This is a genomic window from Pedobacter metabolipauper, from assembly GCF_004362715.1.
GTDB lineage: Bacteria > Bacteroidota > Bacteroidia > Sphingobacteriales > Sphingobacteriaceae > Pedobacter > Pedobacter metabolipauper.
This window is the reverse complement of the sequence record NZ_SNYC01000008.1, coordinates 187,069-211,162: the sequence shown is the minus strand read 5'-3', so window position 1 is coordinate 211,162 and position 24,094 is coordinate 187,069. Positions and strand designations below refer to the sequence as shown.

General features: G+C 41.7%; 25 protein-coding genes. 15 read left to right on the top strand and 10 right to left on the bottom strand.

Annotated elements, in window-relative coordinates; genetic code table 11:
• The first annotated feature begins 16 nt into the window (after positions 1 to 16).
• Positions 17 to 643, top strand: coding sequence for a TetR family transcriptional regulator (locus ATK78_RS21285; protein ID WP_133578152.1), 627 nt, complete (start codon positions 17 to 19; stop codon positions 641 to 643).
• On the opposite strand, the gene ATK78_RS21280 is transcribed toward ATK78_RS21285, so the two are convergent.
• The 5 genes from ATK78_RS21280 to ATK78_RS21260 all read right to left on the bottom strand — a co-directional run bounded on the left by ATK78_RS21280 (position 611) and on the right by ATK78_RS21260 (position 4,942).
• Positions 611 to 874, bottom strand: coding sequence for a CBU_0592 family membrane protein (locus tag ATK78_RS21280; protein WP_133578151.1), 264 nt, complete (start codon positions 872 to 874; stop codon positions 611 to 613). The genes ATK78_RS21285 and ATK78_RS21280 overlap by 33 nt on opposite strands.
• A gap of 105 nt (positions 875 to 979) precedes the next feature.
• Positions 980 to 1,636, bottom strand: a complete 657-nt coding sequence (locus tag ATK78_RS21275) for a PAS domain-containing protein (protein WP_133578150.1) — start codon at positions 1,634 to 1,636, stop codon at positions 980 to 982.
• A 52-nt stretch (positions 1,637 to 1,688) separates the two neighbouring features.
• Complete coding sequence (locus ATK78_RS21270) at positions 1,689 to 1,919, bottom strand: hypothetical protein (RefSeq protein WP_133578149.1); 231 nt, start codon at positions 1,917 to 1,919, stop codon at positions 1,689 to 1,691.
• A gap of 74 nt (positions 1,920 to 1,993) precedes the next feature.
• Complete coding sequence (locus ATK78_RS21265; RefSeq protein ID WP_133578148.1) at positions 1,994 to 3,337, bottom strand: PAS domain S-box protein; 1,344 nt, start codon at positions 3,335 to 3,337, stop codon at positions 1,994 to 1,996.
• A gap of 129 nt (positions 3,338 to 3,466) precedes the next feature.
• On the bottom strand, positions 3,467 to 4,942 hold the full coding sequence (locus ATK78_RS21260; RefSeq protein WP_133578147.1) for a PQQ-dependent sugar dehydrogenase: 1,476 nt from the start codon (positions 4,940 to 4,942) through the stop codon (positions 3,467 to 3,469).
• A 198-nt stretch (positions 4,943 to 5,140) separates the two neighbouring features.
• Between ATK78_RS21260 and ATK78_RS21255 the strand changes: the two genes are divergently transcribed.
• The 7 genes from ATK78_RS21255 to ATK78_RS21225 are packed head-to-tail and all read left to right on the top strand — an operon-like array spanning position 5,141 to position 11,905.
• On the top strand, positions 5,141 to 5,512 hold the full coding sequence (locus ATK78_RS21255; RefSeq protein ID WP_133578146.1) for a transmembrane 220 family protein: 372 nt from the start codon (positions 5,141 to 5,143) through the stop codon (positions 5,510 to 5,512).
• 6 nt (positions 5,513 to 5,518) lie between these two features.
• On the top strand, positions 5,519 to 6,220 hold the full coding sequence (locus tag ATK78_RS21250) for an EboA domain-containing protein (RefSeq protein ID WP_133578145.1): 702 nt from the start codon (positions 5,519 to 5,521) through the stop codon (positions 6,218 to 6,220).
• 19 nt (positions 6,221 to 6,239) lie between these two features.
• Positions 6,240 to 7,226 carry a TatD family hydrolase gene (locus tag ATK78_RS21245; RefSeq protein ID WP_133578144.1) on the top strand — a complete coding sequence of 329 codons (987 nt, stop codon included), beginning with the start codon at positions 6,240 to 6,242 and terminating at the stop codon, positions 7,224 to 7,226.
• A 5-nt stretch (positions 7,227 to 7,231) separates the two neighbouring features.
• Complete coding sequence (gene eboC / locus ATK78_RS21240; protein ID WP_208112416.1) at positions 7,232 to 8,119, top strand: UbiA-like protein EboC; 888 nt, start codon at positions 7,232 to 7,234, stop codon at positions 8,117 to 8,119.
• Positions 8,120 to 8,135: 16 nt separating this feature from the next.
• The gene (locus ATK78_RS21235) at positions 8,136 to 9,347 is read left to right on the top strand and encodes a 3-dehydroquinate synthase (protein WP_133578143.1); all 1,212 of its coding nucleotides are present in this window, start codon (positions 8,136 to 8,138) and stop codon (positions 9,345 to 9,347) included.
• Positions 9,337 to 10,545, top strand: a complete 1,209-nt coding sequence (gene eboE / locus ATK78_RS21230) for a metabolite traffic protein EboE (protein WP_133578142.1) — start codon at positions 9,337 to 9,339, stop codon at positions 10,543 to 10,545. Before ATK78_RS21235 ends, eboE begins: the two co-directional genes overlap by 11 nt.
• A gap of 1 nt (position 10,546) precedes the next feature.
• Entirely contained in the window at positions 10,547 to 11,905 is a 1,359-nt protein-coding gene (locus tag ATK78_RS21225) for an alkaline phosphatase family protein (RefSeq protein WP_133578141.1), read from the top strand.
• Between the two features lie 37 nt (positions 11,906 to 11,942).
• Here the strand turns inward: ATK78_RS21225 and ATK78_RS21220 are convergent, their stop codons facing one another.
• The 4 genes from ATK78_RS21220 to ATK78_RS21205 all read right to left on the bottom strand — a co-directional run bounded on the left by ATK78_RS21220 (position 11,943) and on the right by ATK78_RS21205 (position 15,213).
• The gene (locus tag ATK78_RS21220; RefSeq protein ID WP_133578140.1) at positions 11,943 to 12,215 is read right to left on the bottom strand and encodes an isoleucyl-tRNA synthetase; all 273 of its coding nucleotides are present in this window, start codon (positions 12,213 to 12,215) and stop codon (positions 11,943 to 11,945) included.
• 79 nt (positions 12,216 to 12,294) lie between these two features.
• Positions 12,295 to 13,230: a protease modulator HflC gene (gene hflC / locus ATK78_RS21215; RefSeq protein WP_133578139.1), complete on the bottom strand. Its 936-nt coding sequence runs from the start codon at positions 13,228 to 13,230 to the stop codon at positions 12,295 to 12,297.
• Positions 13,230 to 14,228 (bottom strand): FtsH protease activity modulator HflK, encoded by a 999-nt coding sequence (hflK, locus tag ATK78_RS21210; protein ID WP_133578138.1) that lies wholly within the window; start codon positions 14,226 to 14,228, stop codon positions 13,230 to 13,232. The genes hflC and hflK overlap by 1 nt, the downstream gene beginning before the upstream one ends.
• A gap of 346 nt (positions 14,229 to 14,574) precedes the next feature.
• Positions 14,575 to 15,213 carry a hypothetical protein gene (locus ATK78_RS21205; protein ID WP_133578137.1) on the bottom strand — a complete coding sequence of 213 codons (639 nt, stop codon included), beginning with the start codon at positions 15,211 to 15,213 and terminating at the stop codon, positions 14,575 to 14,577.
• A 239-nt stretch (positions 15,214 to 15,452) separates the two neighbouring features.
• Here ATK78_RS21205 and ileS point away from each other — a divergent pair, with 239 nt between their 5' ends.
• From ileS to ATK78_RS21180, 5 genes are all read left to right on the top strand, one after another.
• On the top strand, positions 15,453 to 18,845 hold the full coding sequence (gene ileS / locus ATK78_RS21200; RefSeq protein ID WP_133578136.1) for an isoleucine--tRNA ligase: 3,393 nt from the start codon (positions 15,453 to 15,455) through the stop codon (positions 18,843 to 18,845).
• A 5-nt stretch (positions 18,846 to 18,850) separates the two neighbouring features.
• Positions 18,851 to 19,234: a TraR/DksA family transcriptional regulator gene (locus tag ATK78_RS21195; protein WP_133578135.1), complete on the top strand. Its 384-nt coding sequence runs from the start codon at positions 18,851 to 18,853 to the stop codon at positions 19,232 to 19,234.
• Positions 19,234 to 19,836, top strand: coding sequence for a lipoprotein signal peptidase (locus ATK78_RS21190; protein WP_133578134.1), 603 nt, complete (start codon positions 19,234 to 19,236; stop codon positions 19,834 to 19,836). Before ATK78_RS21195 ends, ATK78_RS21190 begins: the two co-directional genes overlap by 1 nt.
• An 82-nt stretch (positions 19,837 to 19,918) precedes the next feature.
• Positions 19,919 to 20,623, top strand: coding sequence for an SIMPL domain-containing protein (locus ATK78_RS21185; RefSeq protein ID WP_133578133.1), 705 nt, complete (start codon positions 19,919 to 19,921; stop codon positions 20,621 to 20,623).
• A gap of 117 nt (positions 20,624 to 20,740) precedes the next feature.
• On the top strand, positions 20,741 to 21,055 hold the full coding sequence (locus ATK78_RS21180; protein ID WP_133578132.1) for a hypothetical protein: 315 nt from the start codon (positions 20,741 to 20,743) through the stop codon (positions 21,053 to 21,055).
• 160 nt (positions 21,056 to 21,215) lie between these two features.
• On the opposite strand, the gene serS is transcribed toward ATK78_RS21180, so the two are convergent.
• A complete protein-coding gene (gene serS, locus ATK78_RS21175; RefSeq protein WP_133578131.1) occupies positions 21,216 to 22,487 on the bottom strand; it encodes a serine--tRNA ligase in 1,272 nt (423 codons plus the stop codon).
• A 75-nt stretch (positions 22,488 to 22,562) separates the two neighbouring features.
• Here serS and rsmI point away from each other — a divergent pair, with 75 nt between their 5' ends.
• On the top strand, positions 22,563 to 23,270 hold the full coding sequence (gene rsmI, locus ATK78_RS21170) for a 16S rRNA (cytidine(1402)-2'-O)-methyltransferase (RefSeq protein WP_133578173.1): 708 nt from the start codon (positions 22,563 to 22,565) through the stop codon (positions 23,268 to 23,270).
• 35 nt (positions 23,271 to 23,305) lie between these two features.
• Positions 23,306 to 23,962 carry a PH domain-containing protein gene (locus ATK78_RS21165; RefSeq protein ID WP_133578130.1) on the top strand — a complete coding sequence of 219 codons (657 nt, stop codon included), beginning with the start codon at positions 23,306 to 23,308 and terminating at the stop codon, positions 23,960 to 23,962.
• Positions 23,963 to 24,094: the final 132 nt, after the last annotated feature.

Below are 24,094 nucleotides of genomic sequence, written 5' to 3'. Positions count from 1 at the left end.
GCCTCAGAATTTAACAATGGGCAGAAAAAGTCTAAAAGAAGTAAGGCAGCAAGAGATCGTTAAAGTATTTTATAAGGTTGCTAAAAAAGAAGGTTACGAAAATACATCAATCGCTAAAATCGCGAAGGTTATGGATATTAACCCCAGTTTAATTATTCATTACTTTGAGACTAGAGAAGACTTAACCTATGCGCTGATTGACTATATACTGGAGCGGTACCTGCTGATCTATACCATAAAAAATAAGGATGGGGTTACCCTCTCCGATCTTCAGAAAACAGTTGAGATGCTTTTCTCTAAAAAGTGGAACCTGCTTTTTGACGATGGTCTTTTTTATACGTTCTATGCATTGGCCTTTCGGGAAAAAAAGATCAAAGTAAAATATAAGGCCATACTGGATTCTCTTCGCCTTGCGCTGGCTTCCATGATTGAACAATGTAATGTGAAGCACATAACTGAGGTTAAAGATCCGCAAACTACTGCCGACTTTATCTTTGTGCTGGTAGATGGTGCTTATTTTTATTTATCCCTGGAAAGTGACAATAAAGCATATGGAGAGCGGTTGGATTTTTATAAAGACCAGGCTTATCAGATTTTGGGCATTAAAGCATTAGCGCTTACCACCGGCATTGCGGGTTCTTGATTGACGTGCAACTGCATACACACCAATAAACATCCATAGTATATTTGCAGCCGCATTTGGAATGTCGTTACTATCAACTGCAGTAGCAACCAGGCAAAGACCGCCAATAATGTTGAGCAGCTGAAAGCTTAAAGATTCTGCATCGATCTTTCTCATGGTTAACAGTAAGTAGCCCAGGGTGCATAGGGCTACGCCAAGCCATCCGATACTTGTTATGATAATTTGCTGCATATGCGATGTGGATATATTGGTTGTAAAAATACCCTTTTAATCAGTTGAATATGCTATGGCTGGTTTACTTATCCATGATTTAACATGAAATTATTATTCCATTAATCAGGCCTTGCTTCCTGTTACCACAATACCAGACACCTTTCCAAGTCCATCTCTTATTGGGGCAAAGGTATAGTCAATCTTATCAATCTGTGCTTTGTAGGTAACTCCGGTATTTAAAACATGACGTACCTCTTTTATTCTCAACATCCTCTGGCTAAGCCACAATTCCATCATGCTGTCATTTACGGCATCTATTCTTAGATTTTCTCCCCTAAATACACACATGGGTACCGGAGAGGACATGATCAAATTTCGCAGGTTCCGGTCTGACTGCTGAATGGCCTGCTTGTTGATCTCTCTTTCAGAAATATCGGTACCCATAATTAAAAGAGCGGTAGGCCGCTGCATTTTGCCAAAAATAGGCGTATAACTGTAGTCCATAAATATGGTTTCCATCTTACCATTACTATTAAGCAAAACCTTTGCACCAGTTTCTGTATGGGGCTGCCCGGTTTTAAACACGCTTCGGATCAGTTCTACATAAGGCTGACCAACTATCTCGGGCATTACTTCCAACAAATTTAATCCGATGGCCGTTTTATCCCGTCTCCACAAATTTAACATCTCGGGATTGGCCATTTCTACGTTGAAACCTTCAGCCTTCAAAATAGAAGTTGCAATTGGGGCATTATGAAATAAATTCAGGTAATTTTCCATATCTCTTTACTAAAGGTAACAAAATTTGACCAAATCAAATGTAACAACTGATCTACAATGGACTGCTTTCATGTGTCAGGATCCCTTCCCGTATTGCATTTAATAAGGGAAGATCAACCTTGCAATCAATCGTTGTACAATGCTCATGATCCTGACCATCCAGCTGTATGGTTCCAATTTTATCTTCTTCTTTATAAATTTCGTAACGGTGACCACCAATTGGCTTCACATTAAAAAAATAGCCCTGGCCTTCACTGGCTACTTCGATTCTAAACTGTTCCATATGTATGCTGCTAATCGTGCTGATTTAATAACAACAACGCTGCTGCGAGATTGTTTATCAGCCCGTTGAGGATACTAGATACTGGTATTTTTAGCGATGTCTATGATAATGCCATCCAGTTCTTTTGCAGAACTTGACAAATAGGTTAACAGTTCTTGTGAATCATCACCTTCAGCCTGATTCTGAAGCAAATCTACCAGTGCCATGATTCTTGTAAGCGGTGCCCTTACGGTATGTGACTGCATCCAGCCAATTTCTTTGAGTGTTTTATTCTGTTCTTCTATGGCCTTGATATACTTTTTGTTCTCTGTGATATCCCGGTGTATCGATACCCAATGGCTGATCATGCCGGTACTGTCAGTTACCGGGGAAAGATCTATATTGACATGGTATTCATGGCCTGATTTTGTATAATTTATAAGATCTATATTACATGCAAGTCCATTTTGAACGGCATAGTTCATTTGCTGAAGGCCTATTTGGCTGGTATCGCCACCAAAAAAGACATTCGTTTCTGAGCCAAGCAACTCGGCTTCAGAAAAACCGCTCATTTTAATGAAAGCATCATTTACATAGATGATGAATGGTCCGGGATCACGGTCTGAATTGATGATCAATACGCCGTCGCTGGTATTAATTACCACAGACTCCAGTAATTTTGACCAATGTTCTTCGTCTTTACGCTTGGTAATGTCCTCCATTGCGCCAATCATCCGGTAGGGTTTACCATTGGAATCAAACATGAGAAAACCGCGGTCAAACACATGTTTATAAGTACCATCTCCACAAACAAAGCGGTATTCATCGCTCCATCTGGAAATATGGTCTTTAATGTGATGGGCCATTTTTGACAATACCCGTTCCCTGTCCTCCGGATGGATGTGATCTTCCCACCATGCGATACTTGTTGTAGTGTCTACCTTTTTATGTTTAAAAATGCCCCTGATCCCTTTGTTCCAGACAATGGTATTGGCAGTTAGGGACATATCCCAAATGGTATCACTTGTTGCCTTTGAAACAATATTGTACCGTTCTATGCTGTCCCTGATCTGAACCTCATTCTGAATTTGCTCGGTAATATCTATGGCAATGACCAGCCGGGCATTACGGCCTTCAAAATCAACAGGACTGCTTTCTATGTTTACCGTAATGTATTCACCACTTTTTTTAATATGCGTATAAGTATCTTTATGAAGGCCGCCGTTAATCGCATTTTTCTCAACAATTGCCTCAATTAAGGCCGCATCTTCAGAAGGCCTGATGTCATTTATGGTCATGGATAAGAATTCTCCCATGTTAAAGCCATACTGCCTGATGGCTGCAAGGTTAACGGAAAGAAACTGAAGGGTACCCACATCAAAAACCCACATGGGCAATGGTGAGAGCTCAAATAAATTATAGTAATCAATCTTAGCCATTTAAAGCCCTTAACGCGTGCGCAATAATCATCATAATCTCAGCTCTATAAACGGCAAAAGTAAATTCTCCCTATGAGAAAGTAATGATACTAAATAGTTTTGAATTGATAAAAAAATTGATGTAACATTCTAATTTCGCATATTTTCAGTAATGGGAACCAGCTTATAAATTCTTCCAGGAGATTCTACAGCCATGTAAATGAAGCCATCAGGTGCCATTCTTACATCCCTTACCCGGCCTATATTTTTAAACATCAGCTCTTCTTTAACAACCTTACTTGCTTTTAGCACTGTTCTTTGAAGAAACTCAAACCGTAAAGAACCAGAAAGTAAATTACCTTCCCATCCTTTATATTTAGTTCCCGTTACAAAGGCCAGTCCGCTAGGCCCAATAGACGGGATCCAGTAATGGACCGGCTGCTCCATACCTGCCTTTGCAGTAAGGTTACTCATTGGCTTTCCATTGTAATTTATACCATAGGTAATAACCGGCCAGCCGTAGTTTTTACCGGGCTCAACAATGTTGATCTCATCGCCGCCTCTTGGACCATGCTCATTTTCCCAGATCTTACCCGTTTCAGGATTCATTGTTAGTCCCTGCGGATTACGGTGGCCGTAAGAATAAATAGATGCTTCAGCTCCTGCTGTTTTCACAAAAGGATTATCAGCCGGAATGCTTCCATCGCGCTTAATCCGGTGGATCTTACCGAGATCGTTTCCTTTAATCTCTTGCGGGTTCACCCTCTCATTACCCCGTTCGCCAACAGAAAAGTACAAGTAACCATCTTTGCCAAACTGCATTCTTGAGCCGTAATGATGCTGTGTTGGCTGATAAGGTTCAGCAACAAAAATATCTTTCTGTTCGGTAAGCTGGTTCCCTTCAAATTTGGCTTTCATAATGGCGGTAGTAGCCAGCACCGCTCCCCCTCCTTCCTTAAATTTAGAATAGGAAAGGTAGATGTATCTATTGGTGGCAAAGTCAGGATCAAGTGCCACATCCATCAAGCCTCCCTGCCCTTTAGCCAGCACTTGTGGCGCACCGCTGACCTCAACCAAACTCTGGTCTTTTTTTACCAGGTAAAATTTACCGCCCCGATCCGTAACCAGCATCTCGCCGCCTGGCAAAAAGGCAATACCCCAGGGCACGTTGAAACCTTTGGCTACCATTTCCAGTTTAATGGTCATGGCCTGTGTTTTAAACACGTCTGATGTTGGTCTCTCTTTCGCTGTATACTTAGCTACATTTTTTATTCCGGTTAAGATATAATCTGCAAGTGCATTTACCGCGGCATCACTCAGGCTCTCTCCAAATGAAGGCATACCATCATTCGCGACCCCAAACTTAATGGTCTTAAAAAGATCTTCCTTCTTATTGCCGTGTTTCCAGTTACGGTCTACAAACATATCCATCTTTTCACCATGGCAACCTGCACAGTAATTTTTATAATTAACCGCTGCATCTGCCAAAAGTGTGGTGTTTTCTGCTGAGTTTTTAGAATGGCCAGCCGTCTTTTTAGAAGGAACAATGTGCGTTGCATTTTCAAAACTTAAACAAACAGCAACGATTGAAACGACGATTACAAGGGCACCTGATTTTTTAATCATGAGATTTTATTTACTATCCTGAAAATACAACTTTCACACCAAATTGTGCTATTCCATACCAGATTAAATACTTTGTCATAGTATTGTTATACACTGCTTTTGTACATCGTATTTTTACATTAGGCTATTGCTAAATCGGGTTAATTATCTGTTTCTTTGTACAAATAAAATTAACACACACATTTAAACCTTATTGACATGCTATTAAGCATCTTAAACGCATTTTTTTGCATTGCATTCATCCTGTTTGCTTATGTAAACCTAAACGACATAGATCCGTGGTTATGGGTACCAATTTATATGGTTGCTGCCATTGGCTGTGGTCTTGCCGCATTTAATTATTACTATCCGAATGTGTACCTGGGAGCAATTGCGTTTTACCTGGTTTATGCGGTTATTCTGTTTTTTGGTAAAGATGGCGTACGAGACTGGATCTTCAAATATAAAAGGCCCAGTATTGTAGAAAGCATGCAGGCTACAAAGCCTTATATAGAGAAAACAAGGGAGTTTTTTGGTCTGTTGATCATCAGTGCCGCCCTGGCCATGAACTATTTTATTGCGGTTAACTAGAAGACCATGACCTTAACAGACACCAAAGAAATAGAAAGCTTACGTGGTCTTTTTTTACAGATCATTCAACGAAACCTGACACCTGAAGCGTTCGCCTGGCTTGAAACTAAAGCCGGACTGGTTAAAGCCGAAGAAGGTTCCATGCAGCTAAGTCTTACATTTGCACACTTGCCCAGGCTTGCAGCAAAGAAACCGGTATCGGTTGAAACCGCTGAAAACGAACAGATCGATCAGTTGTTGCCTGGTTTTTCTATTACCGGCTGGACTACCGACAAACTATGCCGGGTATGGATACTGATGCAGGTGCCTGATACTGACCCTGTAAATTATCTTAAAAAGATCAATGGTCTTTTTGCGGCTGCTGAAATGAATGAGCAAGTTGCATTATATTCGGCATTGCCGCTTTTAAGCTATCCGCAGGAGTGGATTGCACGTTGTGAAGACGGCATCCGCAGCAATATCGGAACCGTATTGGAAGCCATCATGTACCACAATCCGTACCCTGCAGCTTACCTGCCGCAGCCATCCTGGAACCAATTGGTATTAAAAGCATTTTTTACTGAAAAAGACGTTAATAAAATTATAGGTTTCAAAGAAAGGGCCAATGCTGCACTAACGGCTACACTGCAAGATTATGTTCAGGAACGCTTAGCGGCACAACGGTCTGTGCATCCTGAAATTTATAAATTAATAGAACTAACCAATTAAAAATATAACGCGTTGAATTATGTGCTGTAATGAAAATTTCAAGGAAAGAAATGAAGGAGAAAAGATCCAAACAACCCTTGATCTGAATGAGATTAGTGGGATGAAGTTCTTCGATCCGCATGTACACATGACATCCCGTACTACGGATGATTACCAGGCAATGGCCGATGCAGGCATTGTAGCCTTAATTGAGCCTTCCTTTTGGCTTGGTCAGCCACGCACCGGTGCTGATAGCTTTACAGATTATTACAGCACCCTGATTGGTTGGGAAAGATTCAGATCATCACAGTTTGGGATTAAGCACTACTGTACCATCGGATTAAACTCCCGCGAGGCAAACAATGAAAAACTTGCCGAACAGGTAATGGAGATCCTTCCGCATTTTATGTTTAAAGAAGGTGTTGTTGGTATTGGTGAGATCGGTTTTGACGACCAGACCGCTGCAGAAGATAAATACTACCGCCTGCAATTAGAACTGGCCAAAGAAGCAGCCTTACCTGTTCAGGTCCATACCCCGCACCGCGATAAGAAAAAAGGAACACAGCGCAGCATGGATATTGCCATAGAACACGGCCTCTCGCCCTATTCCGTAATCATAGACCATAACAATGAGGAAACGGTGAAGGAAGTACTTGACAGAGGTTTCTGGGCAGCATTTACCATTTATCCTTTTACCAAAATGGGTAATGAGCGGATGGTTGAAGTTGTTAAACAATATGGTTCTGAACGGATCATGATCAACTCTGCAGCCGATTGGGGAATCAGTGATCCGCTTGCAGTTCCTAAAACAGCTTACCTGATGAAGCAATCCGGAATTAGCATGAAAGATATTGAACTGGTTACTTATGGCAATGCCATTACCGCATTTGGTCAGAGCGGACAGATTGACGTGAACGATTTTATGTCTGTTAAGAACGTTGACCAAAGCCAGAAATTTGAAAGCAATTCTATCCTTCGCGGCGGACAACAGCCAAGAGTGGATAAGAACTCGATCATAATCTCTTAAATACATTGAAAAAATTTATAGGTTATATTCAGTTAATGCGCCCGGCAAATGTGGTTACCTCTGTAGCCGATGTGCTTGCGGGTATCGCAATTTCAGGCTACGTATTGATGCACAGCGGCAACTTGCAGTTGCTGCCAATCATTCTGCTCTGCATCTCCACGATTGGTCTTTACAGTGGCGGCATTATCTTTAATGATGTTTTTGATGCCGAACTGGATAAGAAAGAACGCCCGGAACGCGCCATTCCCAGCGGACTGATCTCTAAACGGGAAGCATCCATTTTTGGTGCCGTATTTTTCTTTATCGGCGTTGTTGCCGCAGCAATCTATAATCCGATCTCACAGCATGTTGCCGTGGCCATCATGATTGCCTGTCTGATCTACAACCGTTTCTTAAAGCATAGTGCCATATTTGGGCCTTTAAACATGGGGTTATGCAGGGGATTAAACCTTTTGCTCGGCGTGAGCATCATTCCAGAATTTGTACAAGTTTGGTGGTACCTGGCCATGATACCAATTGTATATATTGCGGCAATTACGATGATCAGTCGCGGGGAAGTACATGGCGGAAGTAAAAAAACGCTTTACTTTGCAGCCTTACTCTATCTCCTTGTTATTGGCAGTGTAATCGCCTTTGCGGCAATCAACACTCAACTGCCATTAACCATTGCCTTTTTAGTACCCTTTTCCGTTATGATCTTTATGCCTTTATTTAAGGCCATACAAAATCCGGAAGGACGGAATATTGGTAAAGCCGTAAAGGCCGGGGTAATTGCGTTGATCTTGTTAAACGCAGCCTGGGCAGCTTCTTTTGGCGCCTGGCAGCTGGCCATAATTATTGTTATTTTATTACCATTATCATTAGGGCTAAGTAAGGCCTTTGCCGTTACTTAACCAGGAAATTTCAATTATGAGTTATTTAGAACAGTCGTTCAGTGTAAAATTTGAATATAAAATATTCTTTACCACCTCACTTTTCGATCCCAATAATACAACACTGTCAACCTTTTTCAGAGAACGTCTGGAATCTCCGCAGCATCAGGAACCCGGAACTTCTGGAATACCACACCAGGTGTATTCTTCTGAACCCTTGCGCAAAATATGCTTCGTCATTGATGATGGTGTTGCGGCGACTCATCCCAACCTGGAAAATGAGATCAGAACTTATTTTAAGCAGCACAATGAAACCCAGCTGATCAGCGAGATTTTGATCATACCGGGTGGCGAAGCCGCTAAAAATGATACTAAATTATTTGACCAGCTGGTTGATGCGGTGAATGTGCATAAAATTGACAGGCACTCTTACATCGCTGCCATTGGTGGCGGTGCCGTATTAGATCTTGTAGGATATGCTGCTGCGGTTTCTCACCGGGGCATTAAACACATCCGGATCCCGACCACCGTACTTTCTCAGAATGACTCCGGTATCGGCGTTAAGAACGGAATCAATTACCAGGGTAAAAAGAACTTTCTGGGTACTTTTGCACCGCCCGTTGCCGTATTCAATGACGACAATTTCCTGGCCACCTTATCTGACAGGGATTACCGTTCCGGAATTTCTGAAGCGATAAAAGTTGCACTGATCAAAGATCCTGAATTCTTTTACTGGATAGAAGAACATGCAGCAAAACTGGTTTCCAGAGATCTGGATACTATGAACTACCTGATTAAGCGTTGTGCACAGCTTCACCTAAACCATATTGCTGGTGATGATCCCTTTGAAACAGGATCTGCCAGACCTTTAGATTTTGGTCACTGGAGCGCACATAAATTAGAACAGCTAAGTAATTTCAGCGTATTGCATGGTGAAGCAGTAGCGATGGGAATTGCGCTGGACAGCACCTACTCCTTTCTAAAAGGAATGCTGACCGAAGAGAAATTACACCGCATTTTAAAGGTATTGCTTGTTCTTGCCTTTGATATCTCGAACCCCTTTATCCAGATCAGGGATATGGAATCACCCATCTTAAAAGGCCTTGCCGAATTCCAGGAACACCTTGGAGGGCGATTAACCATTACCCTGCTTACTGATCTGGGTACCGGTAAAGAAGTAAATGAAATGGATCATCAGCTATTGATCGATGCGAGTACTTATGTGACCAATTTTACAAATGAAAGTTAACACCGGACATTTAACCTATTGTACAAATATTCATGCCGGTAAAAACTGGTCTGAAGATTTTGAGGCCCTGAAGCTAAACTTCCCGGTAATCAAGAGATCAGTTTCAGCAGATCAGTCTTTTGGTCTGGGCCTAAGGCTTTCTAATGAAGCAAGCCTGGAACTTATGCATGCAGAACCGTTTGCAAAGTTTAAACAATGGCTTACTGAAAACGACGCCTATGTGTTTACCATGAATGGTTTCCCCTATGGAGAATTTCACCATACCGTGGTTAAGGAAGATGTACACACACCAGACTGGACGACCAACGATCGTAAAGAATATACGTTAAGGTTGTTTAAGATCCTGTTATCCATTTTACCAGAAGGTATGGACGGTGGTATTTCTACCTCTCCGCTGAGTTACCGGCATTGGTTTAAAACTACAGAAACATTAAAGCAGGCCAAAGAAACTGCCACAAGGAATATGATTGAGGTAATTCTTGAGCTGGCATCGGTATACCAGGAAACAGGCAAAGTACTTCACCTGGATGTAGAACCAGAACCGGACGGCATTTTGGAAACTGGCCGCGAATTTATAGACTGGTTTGAAAACGACCTGCTGGTATTGGCGATCCCGGAGTTTGAAAAAACTTTTGGCATGCCGGCAGAACAAGCTGAAGCATCGATCAAAAAGCACCTTTGTTTGTGTTATGACGTTTGTCATTTTGCAATTGGTTATGAAAATCATGCCGCTGTACTGGCCGAACTTAAAGAAAAGCACATTCAGGTGGGCAAGATCCAGATCAGTGCAGCCTTAAAGGCAAACTTAAACAGGCCAGCTGATGAAATGGAAACCATTAAAGAGACCTTTAAAACCTTTAATGAGCCTACTTACCTGCATCAGGTAGTCGCCCTTAAAAAAAACGGTGAACTGCTGCGTTATCCCGATCTTCCTCAAGCACTTGATGACTTTAACAATCCAGATGCAAAACAGTGGAGGGCCCATTTCCATGTTCCGATCTCCATTAAAGAAATTGGCCTTTTATCATCCACACAGGATGATATTTCTGAAGTACTGGATTTGCAGAAAAGCAACCCTTTTACCAGCCATATGGAGGTTGAAACCTATACCTGGGAAGTTCTGCCCGAACAATTAAAATTACCCATTACCCAATCCATAAGCAATGAGCTGAACTGGGTGATCAATAAATTAGCATAACATGAAGAAAACCGTAGTTATTGATGTTGTTGGATTATCGGCAAACCTGATTGGCAAACATACTCCTTTTCTTGAAAAGTACAGTAAAGATAAAAACCTGGCCAGTATTGCGCCCATGTTACCCGCTGTAACTACGGCAGTACAGTCTACCTATCTAACCGGAAAATTGCCTTCAGAACATGGCATTGTTGGAAATGGATGGTACGATGAAATGGATGCAGAGATCAAATTCTGGAAGCAGTCCAATAAACTGGTGCTGTCTGACAAGATCTGGGACCGTGCAAAAAAGGAGAACCCTGATTTTACCTGCTCCAACATGTTCTGGTGGTACAATATGTACTCCAATGCAGACTACTCGGCCACGCCACGCCCAAATTATCTGGCAGATGGCCGTAAACTTCCCGATTTTTATTCCCAGCCTGCTGAACTGCGTGATGTGCTGAAGGATAAACTCGGAGAGTTTCCATTGTTTCAATTCTGGGGACCAGGGGCCAACATCAAATCTACCCGGTGGATTGCCGATGCCGCCATGCTCACAGACGATCTGCATGACCCTACATTAACCCTCATCTATTTACCACACCTGGATTATTGCCTTCAAAAATTCGGATCTGACCTGAGCAATACCAGCAAAGAACTGACGGAGGTGGATGCTGTGATCAAAGACCTCGTTACCTTTTATGAAAACAAGAATGCCAATGTGATCATTCTTTCAGAATATGGCATCACCCCGGTAAGCAAACCTGTTCATTTAAACCGCATATTCAGGGAAAACGGACTGCTGCAGATCCGTGTAGAACGTGGTTTGGAGTTATTGGATGCGGGAGCCTCTAAAGCATTTGTAGTAGCCGACCATCAGATTGCCCATGTTTACATCAATGATGCTGCTGTTACGGCACAGGTAAAGGCCATTTTGGAAAAAATACCAGGCATTGCGCTAATCCTCGATGATCAGGGTAAAAAAGAACATGGCATGGATCATGAACGGGCGGGCGATTTTGTGTTGGTTGCAAAACCGGAAAGTTGGTTTACCTACTATTTCTGGTTAGACGATGCCAAAGCCCCCGATTATGCGCGTTGTGTAGACATCCACAAGAAACCAGGTTACGATCCGGTAGAAATGTTCATGTCGTCAAAGCCCCGTGCAGCCTATAAATTATTGAGAAAGAAAGCCGGTTTTCGCTATGTAATGGATGTGATCCCCTTGGATGCCACTTTAATTAAAGGGTCTCATGGAAGTATCGATACACCCAAAGAGTACCACCCGGTGTTGATTACGGATAAAGGTTTAAACAGCAAGAATGTTAAGGCTACTGATGTTTACCAGCTGATCTGGAATTCACTCACAGAAAAAGGTTAAGAAATACGGACTTTAAAAGATCAGCATTTAAAAGGAACTAACCCTCAGCAGGCGTTTCGGCTACCTTCTCAGTGTCCAGATCTTCTTGTTTGTCCGGCTCCAGTTCTACCTGGCCCTCTTTAACCTTTTTCGCAAAAAGTATGGGGTAGATGAACATGAGCGCTCCGGCCATAAACAGAAGTCCTGATAAAGACAACACATAGTTGCTTGACTCGATCTTGTTTGCCATCATTATCTTATACGCAATCAATGCCAATACACCCAGTATAAAGGCAATCACAGCTTTCTGTAGTTTTAAAATTTTTATCATGACAGGAGATTGTTAGATCGACTTGTTTTAAAGGTACAAAAATCAAACCAATCTGCAGCCTCCTGCCAGTGTACAAAAATTACTCTGCCTTTTTCAGATACCTATAAAGTTCGCTGTTGGTTGACAATACCACAGATGTTTTCTCACTAAATGTCTTGTCGAGCGTTTCCATAGATTTAAGAAACCCGTATAAGCTTTTAGACTGTGCCGACTGGTTATAGACAGCCGTGTAAACAGAAGCTGCATTGGCATCTGCCTTACCTTTGATCTCTTCGGCCTTTTTAAACGCCGCCGACTGGATGTTCTTTAATTCCCTGTCTTTCTCTCCATTGATCCTCGAGGCTTCGCCCTGGCCTTCTGACCGGAACTTATCTGCAATCCTAAACCGCTCGCTTTTCATCCTTTCATAAACCTGGGTCTGGACTTCCTGCACATAGTTGATCCGTTTAAAACGGAAATCAAGAATTTTGATGCCCAGTTCCTTGGCTTGTTTATTGGCAGATTCGAGGATCATATTCTGCATCTTATCACGGCCCACAAATACAATGGCCAAAGAATCTCCCAATACCTCTCCGATAGAATCCAGCTCGGGCTTGCGGTTACTGCTGCGCACCAGTTCTTCAATGTTATTTTTGGCAACCACATTCCTGGTCTCACCATCTAAAATATCGTCAAGCCGCGACTGGGCACCACGCTCATTGGTCAGGCGTTTAAAGAACTGCAGCGGATCTGTAATCTGCCAGCGGGCATAGGTATCTACAAAAATAAATTTCTTGTCTTTGGTAGGCACCTGGTTCGGGTCGCCGTTCCATTCCATAAAACGTTTCTCAAAAACGTTTGCCGTTTGCACAAAGGGTAGCTTAAAGTTAATGCCCGGTGTGGTGATTGCGCTGCCTACCGGCTTGCCAAACTGGGTAAGTACCACTTGTTCATGTTCTTTGACCGTGAAAGTGCTCAGCATCAGACACAGTACTATAAAAAAGGCCGCAATGGCTATAAATATCTCTTTTCTCATTATTTCTTATCGGCCTTAACGGTTTCCTTATTCAATTGCATTTGGAGCAGCGGCAATACATTTGCCCCGTTTTGATCGGTAATGATCACATTGCCCAGCTTAGATAAAATGGTAGCCATGTTCTCTAAATAGATCCTTTTCTTGGTTACTTCCGGTGCCTTAATGTATTGCGTATATAAGTCATTAAAACGGGTAGCCTCGCCCTGCGCATTATTGATCCGCTCAATGGCATATCCTTCTGCTTTCTGAATGGTGGCCTTGGCCTCGCCGCTGGCTTTTGGAATCACCTTGTTGTATTCTGACTTGGCCTGGTTAATCAGGGTCTCTTTTTCCTGCTGTGCCTCATTCACGGCATTGAATGCCGCCTTTACCGGGTCTGGCGGATTCACATCCTGAAGTACCACCTGCTCAATCTTGATGCCCATGGTATATTCATTGCAGATCTCCTGGATCAGGCCCTGAAGTTTTATGGTAATTTCTGTACGGCCAATCGTAAGCACCTCGTTAACGGTACGGTCACCCACAATCTGGCGTGTGGCGGCTTCAGAAATGTTCCGCAGCGTACTCTCGGGATCACGGACCTTAAATAAATAGTTATAGGCATTATTGATGCGGTACTGAACCACCCACTCCACATCAGCGAGGTTTAAATCTCCTGTAAGCATCAAAGACTCGTCATTGGTACCATCTTTACTGAATTCCGACTGCGAACCACCCTCCGATGTGCTTCTGAAACCAAACTCCAGTTTCTGCTGCCGTTCTACAGGTACTTTATACAGCTTTTCGCCAAAAGGGACCTTTAAATTTAATCCCGGTTCAACGGTGCGGGTGTATTTGCCAAGCCGGGTAATGACACCTACCTCTTCAGTGCTGATCTGAAAAAAGGAATTCCATAAAATAATAAAACCCGCGAGTGCGAGGAGTATCGTTTTCAGGTTTTCCCTGATCTTACTCCAAATTGATGATTCTCTAAATTGATCTGTAAAATTTCCGTTCATAAAAATTGGTTATCGTGCATATTAATTACTGAATTTAGTAATATAATGATTTTACAGTTAAAAACCAACCCGTTAAGTAGAAATTACACGTTAAAACACGGATTTTCTGCATTTGTATAGCGTAATCCGCAAAATGAAGGTTCATTAGCTTATCCTGCCCACAATACGAAGTAATGTACAATGTCATGTTTGTTACTGCATCGATAAAATGACTGCTTATCAATCCGCCTCGTAACATAATACGCAAATGCATGCGAGTTATTATTCTTTAAGAAACGAACTCACATTATACCCCCCGGCATGTCAGACATGATAACTTCGCTGTGCAGGATAAACTAATTAAAGACTATTCCTGCAGCAGCTTTTCCCAAATCTCTTTGCCTGGTTTCTTACCGCTCATGGACTCCAGTACCTTAAACAAGTATTCATTTTCAGCTATGCCGCTCTCCACAATCGCCTTTTTCATCTCTTCATTAGAGAAGGGGTACATGGCCGTAAGGTTTACTTTCCACATGCCTTTTTCTTTATAAAAATGAGAATAATAAGGGGATTCCTTTCCGTCAAATAAAAACATGCCTTTGGCGAAATCCTTTTCAACGGTAACTTTACCAATGGTAGTACCTGCTACACTGCTTTTACTGATCATACCCAGATCAATGGAATAGATGAACAGTCTTTTACCATCCATCTTAAGCAGATCTTCCTTTTTTGTAATGTGCCGCAAATAAAACACAGTCATTTTATCGATCACAGGTAACCTGTCTACCGTAGATGAATCTCCTTTTTTAACGAGGTCGATCATTTCCTGGTAATAGTTGATCGTGTGGCTGTCTATCAGATCTGCAGCCTCTGCGCCTTTATCATTCAGGATCGCATATTTATAATCTTCGAAGGCCTTAACCACGCCTTTAACTTCATTTGTCTGCGCTTTAACGTGTATAAAAACTATAATTAAAACCAGTAAAGCAGATAATTTCTTTCTCATTCTTTTCCTTATTCGCCAAAGCGACCATTACACCGACACAAGATAAGAAAAATGACGCAGGTTTATCATTTGGAATCTAATGCCGCTTAAACTTGTCTTTTATTCTTTAAAAACGGACTATTCTAATTTTATGTATGCTGGAGTTATGGATTCAAACCCGACCAACTTAAAACAACACTTCAATTTCTCATTCAAATAGCTTAACTTTGCATCCTTAATTTTTTGGAGATACTTGATTGATGTATAGGGAATTTAAACAGCTGGAACTAGCGAAAATAGGAAAAGACATACTTGAATTTTGGAAAGCGCAGAACATCTTTGAAAAAAGTATTTCAAGCCGCCCGAAGTCAAACCCTTTTACCTTTTATGAAGGCCCGCCTTCTGCTAATGGTATGCCTGGTATTCACCATGTAATGGCCCGTGCCATTAAAGACATTTTTTGCCGTTACAAAACCCTTAAAGGTTACCAGGTTAAGCGCAAAGGCGGATGGGATACCCATGGATTGCCTATTGAGCTTGCTGTAGAGAAAAAACTGGGCATCACCAAAGAAGATATCGGTAAGAAGATCTCCGTTGAAGAATACAATACCGCTTGTAAGGAAGAGGTGATGCGCTATACTGACGTATGGAACGACCTTACTGAAAAAATGGGTTATTGGGTTGATCTTGAAAACCCATACATCACCTACGAAAACGAATACATTGAAACACTATGGTGGATCTTAAAATCATTTTATGATAAAGGCCTGCTTTATAAAGGATATACGGTACAACCGTATTCTCCTGCTGCCGGAACCGGCTTAAGCTCTCATGAGCTAAACCAGCCAGGCACGTATAAGATGCTGAAAGATACATCGATCACTGCACAGTTCTTTCTTAAAAAAGACCAGCAGCATCCGTTAAGCAGCATCTTGTTTAACGACCATGAAGAAACTGCAATCATTGCCTGGACAACTACCCCATGGACACTTCCATCTAACGGGGCTTTAGCGGTAGGGGAAAAGATCAGTTATGTAAAGGTGAAAACGTTTAACCAATACACTTTTCTTCCGGTAAATGTGATACTGGCAAAAGACCTGGTGGGCAAACACTTTAAAAGTGATGCAAAAGACCTTTCTTTTGATGATTTTAAAGGAGGTGATAAACTAATCCCCTGGACCATCGTTGCTGAATTTACAGGGAAAGACCTGGTGGGCTTACGTTATCACCAGCTGATGGACTATGTAACCAATCCGGAGCTGGAAGAAAAAGCATTCCGTGTAATCCCTGCAGATTATGTAACCACTGAAGATGGTACAGGCATCGTACACATTGCATCCGTATTTGGTGCAGACGATTTCCGGGTTGCCAAAGAGAGCGGCGTACCGGCAGTTATGATCAAAGACGACCAGGGAAATGAACTGCCGCTGGTAAATAAACAAGGTAAGTTTGTAGACGAGGTAACCGACTTTGCAGGCCGCTATGTGAAAGAAGAATATTACAGCGATGAAGTACGCCAACAAGCAGACTTTAAAACGACTGATGTTCTGATTGCCATTAAATTAAAAGAAGACAACAAGGCTTTCGATGTTAAAAAATACGAACACAGTTATCCGCACTGCTGGAGAACGGACAAGCCTATTTTATACTATCCTCTAGACAGCTGGTTTATCAGAACAACTGCCGTTAAAGAGAAGATGGTTGAACTGAATAAATCCATCAACTGGAAACCGGAAGCAACCGGAACAGGCCGTTTTGGAAACTGGCTCGAAAACCTGGTTGACTGGAACCTTTCACGCTCCCGCTATTGGGGAACACCCCTGCCCATCTGGCGTACTGCCGATGGACTGGAAGAAAAATGTATCGGATCTATTGCAGAACTGAATGCGGAGATCCAAAAATCAGTTGATGCCGGGTTCATGGAAGCCGGATTTGAACTAAAGGATATGCACCGTCCGTATGTGGATGATGTGATCTTAACCTCTTCCAAAGGTGAAAAGATGGTACGCGAACTCGACCTGATCGATGTTTGGTTTGATAGCGGCGCCATGCCTTATGCACAATGGCACTTCCCTTTTGAGAATGCCGATGAATTTGAAAATGCCTATCCTGCAGATTTTATTGCAGAAGGGGTAGATCAAACCCGCGGATGGTTCTTTACCCTGCATGCCATTGCGGTGATGCTGAGCGAGACCAGCGACGAGATCAAAGCTGTTAATGCACGTGTTGGTAATAAAGGGGTAGCCTACAAGAATGTAGTATCCAATGGACTGGTGCTGGACAAGAACGGCAATAAAATGTCTAAGCGCTTAGGCAATGGCGTTGATCCTTTCTCCACCATAGATACCTACAGTGCCGATGCTACACGCTGGTACATGATCAGTAATGCATCCCCATGGGATAACCTGAAGTTTAACATGGAAGGCCTGGATGAAGTGCGCAGAAAGTTCTTTGGCACACTTTACAACACCTATGCCTTCTTTGCCCTATATGCCAATATAGACAAGTTTGTGATTGATCACGACAACCAGACACCCGTTTCTGAACGCAGTGAACTGGACCGCTGGATCTTGTCACTCCTTCAAACGCTGATTGCTGAAGTTGATGAAAGCTACAATACCTACGAGCCAACAAAGGCTGCAAGGGCCATTCAATCTTTTGTAGATGAGCATTTAAGCAACTGGTATATCCGCTTATCACGCCGCCGTTTCTGGAAAGGTGAGATGACCGCAGATAAGAAAGCTGCTTATGAGACCTTATATACCTGTTTGATGAGCATTTCGCAATTGATGGCGCCAATAGCACCATTCTTTGCAGACTGGCTATTCCTGAATTTAACCGCAGGTGATGCCAGCAATGAATTTGAATCGGTGCATTTAACCTACCTTAAAGAAGCTGATCCGGTATTGATGGATATCGAGCTGAATGAGCGGATGCACCTGGCACAAGACATTTCATCGATGGTATTGTCCCTTCGCAAGAAGACAAGTATCAATGTACGCCAGCCTTTAGCAAAAATATTGATCCCTGTACTGGACAATAAATTTGCCGAAAGAGTGGAATTGGTTAAAGAATTAATCCTTTCTGAAACCAATATTAAGGATATTGAATATATTACTGATACGGCGGGCTTTATTACTAAGAAAATAAAACCTAATTTTAAGGCTTTAGGTCCAAAAGTTGGCAAAGACATGAAACTTGTTGCTGAAGTTATCAATAACCTAAGCCAGGAAGAGTTAAGCCAATTTGAGGCCGCGGGAGTTTACCTGGTTTCAGGAACAGATTACAGTATTGATTTAAGCGATGTGGAGATCATGGCTGAGGACATTCCGGGCTGGCAGGTTACCAATATGGGTAATTTAACGGTTGCCCTGGATGTAACCATTACACCAGAGCTGAAACAGGAAGGTTTATCGCGTGAGCTGATCAACCGGATTCAGAATTTAAGGAAAGAGCTGAACTTTGAAGTTACAGACAGGATAACGGTTACTTTACAGAATCATAACCTGATTGCAGACGCAGTAGCACAGAATAAAACATACATTTGCTCCGAAATTTTAGCGGATCAGGTTAAATTAACAGAAAGCATAGACAAGGGAAACAAAATAGTAATCGATGATGTTGAACTACAAATTTTGATTACAAAACTATAATTAACATGGAAAAAGCTATAAAAACAAGGTATTCTGATAGTGAACTTAAAGAGTTTAAAGAATTGATCCAGGATAAACTTCGTATGGCAAGAGAAGAATTTCTTGACCTTACCAACTCATTGAGCAGTCCAAATTCTAACGGGACAGAAGATACTTCCGGTGCGTACAAAACACTTGAAGATGGTTCTGCAACTATGGAAAAAGAACAATTGAATCAATTGGCTGCCCGTCAGAAAAAATTCATTGACAACCTGGAAGCTGCTTTAGTTCGTATTGAAAATAAAACTTACGGTATTTGCAGAGAAACTGGTAAGCTGATCCAAAAGGAACGTTTACGTGCAGTACCTCACGCTACATTAAGTATGGAAGCTAAACTGAAGCAGTCTTAATGAAAGGATATACGAAACCTTTACTGATCATTTTCCTGGTTTTACTTGCAGACCAGGTCTTAAAGACCTGGATCAAGACCAATATGTACATTGGTCAGGAGTTTAAGATCATAGGAAACTGGTTCATTATTCACTTCACTGAAAATAATGGAATGGCCTTTGGCCTTGAGTTTGGCGGTGAGTTTGGAAAACTTGCCCTTTCACTATTCCGCATCTTTGCCGTTGCAGGTATTGGTTATGGTCTGCATTACCTGATCAAACACAAATACCACAGGGGATTGATATTAAACGTTGCGCTGATCTTTTCAGGTGCTTTAGGTAATATTATAGACTCGGTGCTTTATGGAAAGATCTACGGTTATGCAGGTCTCTTTCACGGACGTGTAGTAGATATGTTCTATTTTCCGATCCTGCAGGGTAACTTTCCATCCTGGGTCCCAATCTGGGGAGGAGAAGATTTTGTCTTTTTCAGACCTGTATTTAATATTGCAGATGCAGCGATCTCTGTTGGCGTAATTATTATCCTGATCTTCCAAAAAACTTATTTCAAAGAAGAAATAAAAGAAGAAATAGGCCCTAATAATGAGGTGGTTGAAGAGTAATTATAAATTTAATTAAATTTTTGTGTGGAATTGGCAGGGTATTTACATCTATCTATCAAACACACAAATAAAATTTAATACTATGAAAAAGTTATTTATCCTTGCCATTGCCGCCTTCTTTAGTGTAAGTGCCATGGCTCAGCAAGCAGACCTTAGAAAGAAAATAAGTGTAAGCGGTTCTGCCGAAATGGAAGTTACCCCAGACATTATTTACATCAGCATCTCTTTAAAAGAATACTTAAAAGACAACAACAGTAAAAAGAAAGTAGAGATCACTACCTTAGAAAACCAATTGTTTGCTGCCGTACAAAAAGCAGGTATCGATAAAGAAAATCTTACGATCAATAACTTATCCAGCTATGCCATTGCTACTGAGAAAAAGAAAAACCCTGATTTTCTGGCAAGCAAACAGTATCGCTTAAAAGTTTCTGACCTGAATAAATTCAATGACATCATTGGCGCAGTTGATGTAAAAGGTATTGCCTACACCAATATTGACAGCTACGATTATTCTAAAATCGAAACCGTAAAAAAAGAGCTGAAGATCAAAGCACTTCAGGCCGCAAAAGCGAAAGCATCTTACCTGGTAGAAGCACTTGGCGATAAATTAGGTAGTGTGATCGACATACAGGAAGTAAACAATGAGCAATATCCTCAGCCAATGTACCGCAATACCATGATGGTAAGAGCAGAAAGTGCAGATGCCATGGGTGCAGCCCCCGCAGATATTGATTTCAAAAAAATAAAACTGAACTACATAATGAATACAGTTTTTGAAATAAAATAATAGCGATTGACTAAAAGAGTAGACAGTTTTAATAAAATAACCTTAAAAAACCTATCAAATCACATTTGGTAGGTTTTTTGTTATTTAAGAAATCACATACACTAAACTCAAATCATTATGAAAAGATTAATTTACTCTTTAGCGCTGATTTTTACATTGTCAATTAGCGTCAACACAGTTTCTGCTGCAGACAAAACTGATAAAGTTAAAACTGAACTGACTGCTGAGCAGCAATTCGAACTTAAGCGCATTACTAACCGTGTAGAAGAGATCAGATCTATGGATAAATCTGATTTAACTAAAGCGGAAAGAAAAGAACTGCGTAATGAATTGAAAGGATTGAAAAAAGAAGCTAACGCAATGGGCGGTGGTGTTTATCTTTCTGTTGGAGCGATCATCATCATCATCTTATTGTTGATCCTTATTCTTTAATACTCAACATCTACCTATAAAAAAAGCTTCCTTTACGGGAAGCTTTTTTTATTTGATATGATTTGTAAGTTAATCCTTATTAATTGTATCCTCTTGATTAGAATTACCCGGAGGTGCAATGCAGCCAGCGGATCAGCCTAACGTCAACTACTCCAATACATTAATCAATGTATTCAAAGCCGGTATATTTAACCAAAGCTTCCGGAATCTTAATCCCTTTCTCCGTCTGGTTATTTTCCAGAATAGAAGCCACAATACGCGGCAGGGCCAAAGCACTACCATTCAAGGTATGTGCAAACTGCGTTTTACCAGTTGCTCCTTTAAACCTTAACTTTAAACGGTTACTCTGATAGGTCTCAAAGTTGGAAACAGAAGAAACCTCCAGCCAGCGCTGTTGTGCAGCACTCCACACTTCCATGTCATAGGTCATTGCAGAAGTAAAGCCCATATCGCCGCCACAAAGGCGCAATACGCGGTAATGCAATCCCAGTTCCTGTAATAAGGATTGTACATAGCTGCTCATTTCTTCCAGAACCTCGTACGATCTATCCGGGTGGACAACCTGAACGACTTCCACCTTATCAAATTGATGAAGGCGGTTTAAGCCGCGTACATGTGCACCGTATGATCCTGCTTCGCGACGGAAACATGGTGTATAAGCGGTGTTCTTAACAGGAAGTTCTTCCTCTTTTAAGATCACATCCCGGTAAAGATTGGTAACAGGAACCTCAGCCGTAGGGATCAGGTATAAATTATCAACACCAGCATGGTACATCTGCCCCTCTTTATCCGGCAGCTGCCCGGTACCAAATCCGGAAGCCTCATTCACTAGATGAGGAACCTGCATTTCCCGGTAACCCTGTGCAGTGGCATGATCCAGAAAGAAATTAATTAAAGCCCTTTGCAAACGGGCACCCTTACCTTTATACACAGGAAATCCTGCTCCGGCAATTTTAGTACCCAGTTCAAAATCAATGATGTCATATTTTGATGTCAGTTCCCAGTGCGGAAGCGCATTTGAAGGCAGTTCAGCAGGTTGGCCATGCTCATAAACGATCTCGTTATCTTCAGCAGTACTCCCGGCCTTTACCAGATGATGCGGCAAGTTGGGTAACTGTACAATTAAATTGTGCAATTTGGTTTCGGCATCTGTCAGCTGATCAGATAATTTTTTATGCTGATCTTTATTAGCAGCCGTTTCTGCTTTAAGCACTTCTGCCTCTTCTTTTTTTCCGTTACGCATCAGCTCACCAATTTGTTTGGCACTGGCATTGGCAATAGCAGAAAGGTTATCCAGCGAGGTTTGAACTTGTCTTCGTTCTTCATCAATTTTAATAATTTCATCAACCAGTTCAGGCTGTTTAAAATTACGTGTACTCAGTCCTTCTAAAACTTTCTCTCTATTTTCGCGGATATAGTTAACTTGCAGCATTATTTTATATTTTAAGCAAAGATAATAACTTAACTCGTGATTGCGAACGCCGCGTTACAATCCGGAACTGATTATATGGAAGGTAAACTATTTCTTGTGCCCACACCAATCGGAAATCTTGAAGACATGACCTTCAGGGCAATCCGGATATTAAAGGAAGCCGATGTGATCCTGGCCGAAGACACCCGGACCAGCGCACCACTGCTTAAGCATTTTGGCATTGATAAAAAAGCATATTCACACCATCAGCACAATGAACACCAGGCTACCTCAGAGATCATTAAGTTTCTTAAAGAAGGTAAGAATGTAGCGCTGATCTCTGATGCAGGCACACCCGCCATATCAGACCCTGGTTTCTTTTTAGTGCGGGAAGCCATCAAGAATGATTTGCAGGTAGAATGCCTGCCAGGAGCTACAGCCTTTGTACCTGCACTGGTAAATTCAGGACTGCCTGCCGATTCATTTGTTTTTGAAGGATTTTTACCCGTTAAAAAAGGCAGACAAACCCGTTTTAAGAAACTCGCTGAAGAAGACCGCACCATCATTCTTTATGAAAGTCCGCATCGCCTGTTAAAAACCCTGGAAGAGTTTGCCACCTATTTTGGCGGAGACCGGCAGGCTTCGGTAAGCAGGGAACTTACCAAACTTTACGAAGAGACCGTTAGGGGTACATTAGTAGAAATTAAATCACATTTTGAAAACAATATATTAAAAGGAGAATTCGTAATTTGTATTGCCGGTAAGGAAGAAGTTAAGAAAGCCAAATACGAACGCGGGAATTAGGTTCAATTTTTGATTTCATTATTTAAACAAAGCACATGATATTAATAGATAGATTTTTAAGTGACGAACAAGACCCAAAAGCAGTAGAACGGGTATTAGGTAAATTGAATGACATGCTCAGCACCAATGAGGAGCTGATCTATATGGCGGTTCAGAAAAAACCGGCAGTAAACCTTTTACCGGATTGTATTGCAGTAAGCAACAAACGGATCTTTTACTGTGAACCGGTTAATTTCGGCATCACCATGAACTTCAAGGACATTTCATGGAAAAGCATTAAAGAAGTCTCATTTAAAGAAGAGTTCTTCGGTTCGAAATTTATTTGTGTACCGCAGCATGGTGAAAATATAATTACAGAATACATCCCCAAAGTACAGGCACGCAAACTATACCAGGCCGCTTATGAGCAGCTGGAAAGCTTTAGGGAACAACAAAGGCTGAATGAAATGGAAGAAAGACGCTCATCGGCATCACCGGTCACGGTCAATGCGGTGGCTGAAGAACCTGCTGTAATTAATGAGCCGCCTGCTTACACGCCCCCGGCATATATCCCTCCTGCTCCGGCACCAGTAGAAGAAGCAGAAGATGAGACCACTTTAAAACTTAGAAAGTTAAAAACACTTTACGATAAGCACCTGATTACACAGGATGAGTATGACGCTAAAAAAGCAGACATCTTAGCTAGTTTATAACAACAACGTACACCTTTAGATGAATACCAAAAACCCGGTTCAGCCCGATCCTGCAGACGCTCCTTTAAAGATTCCAAAAGCTCCGAATGCACCTTTAAACGTACTTAAACCTGGTCAAAAGCTTGTGCTCGC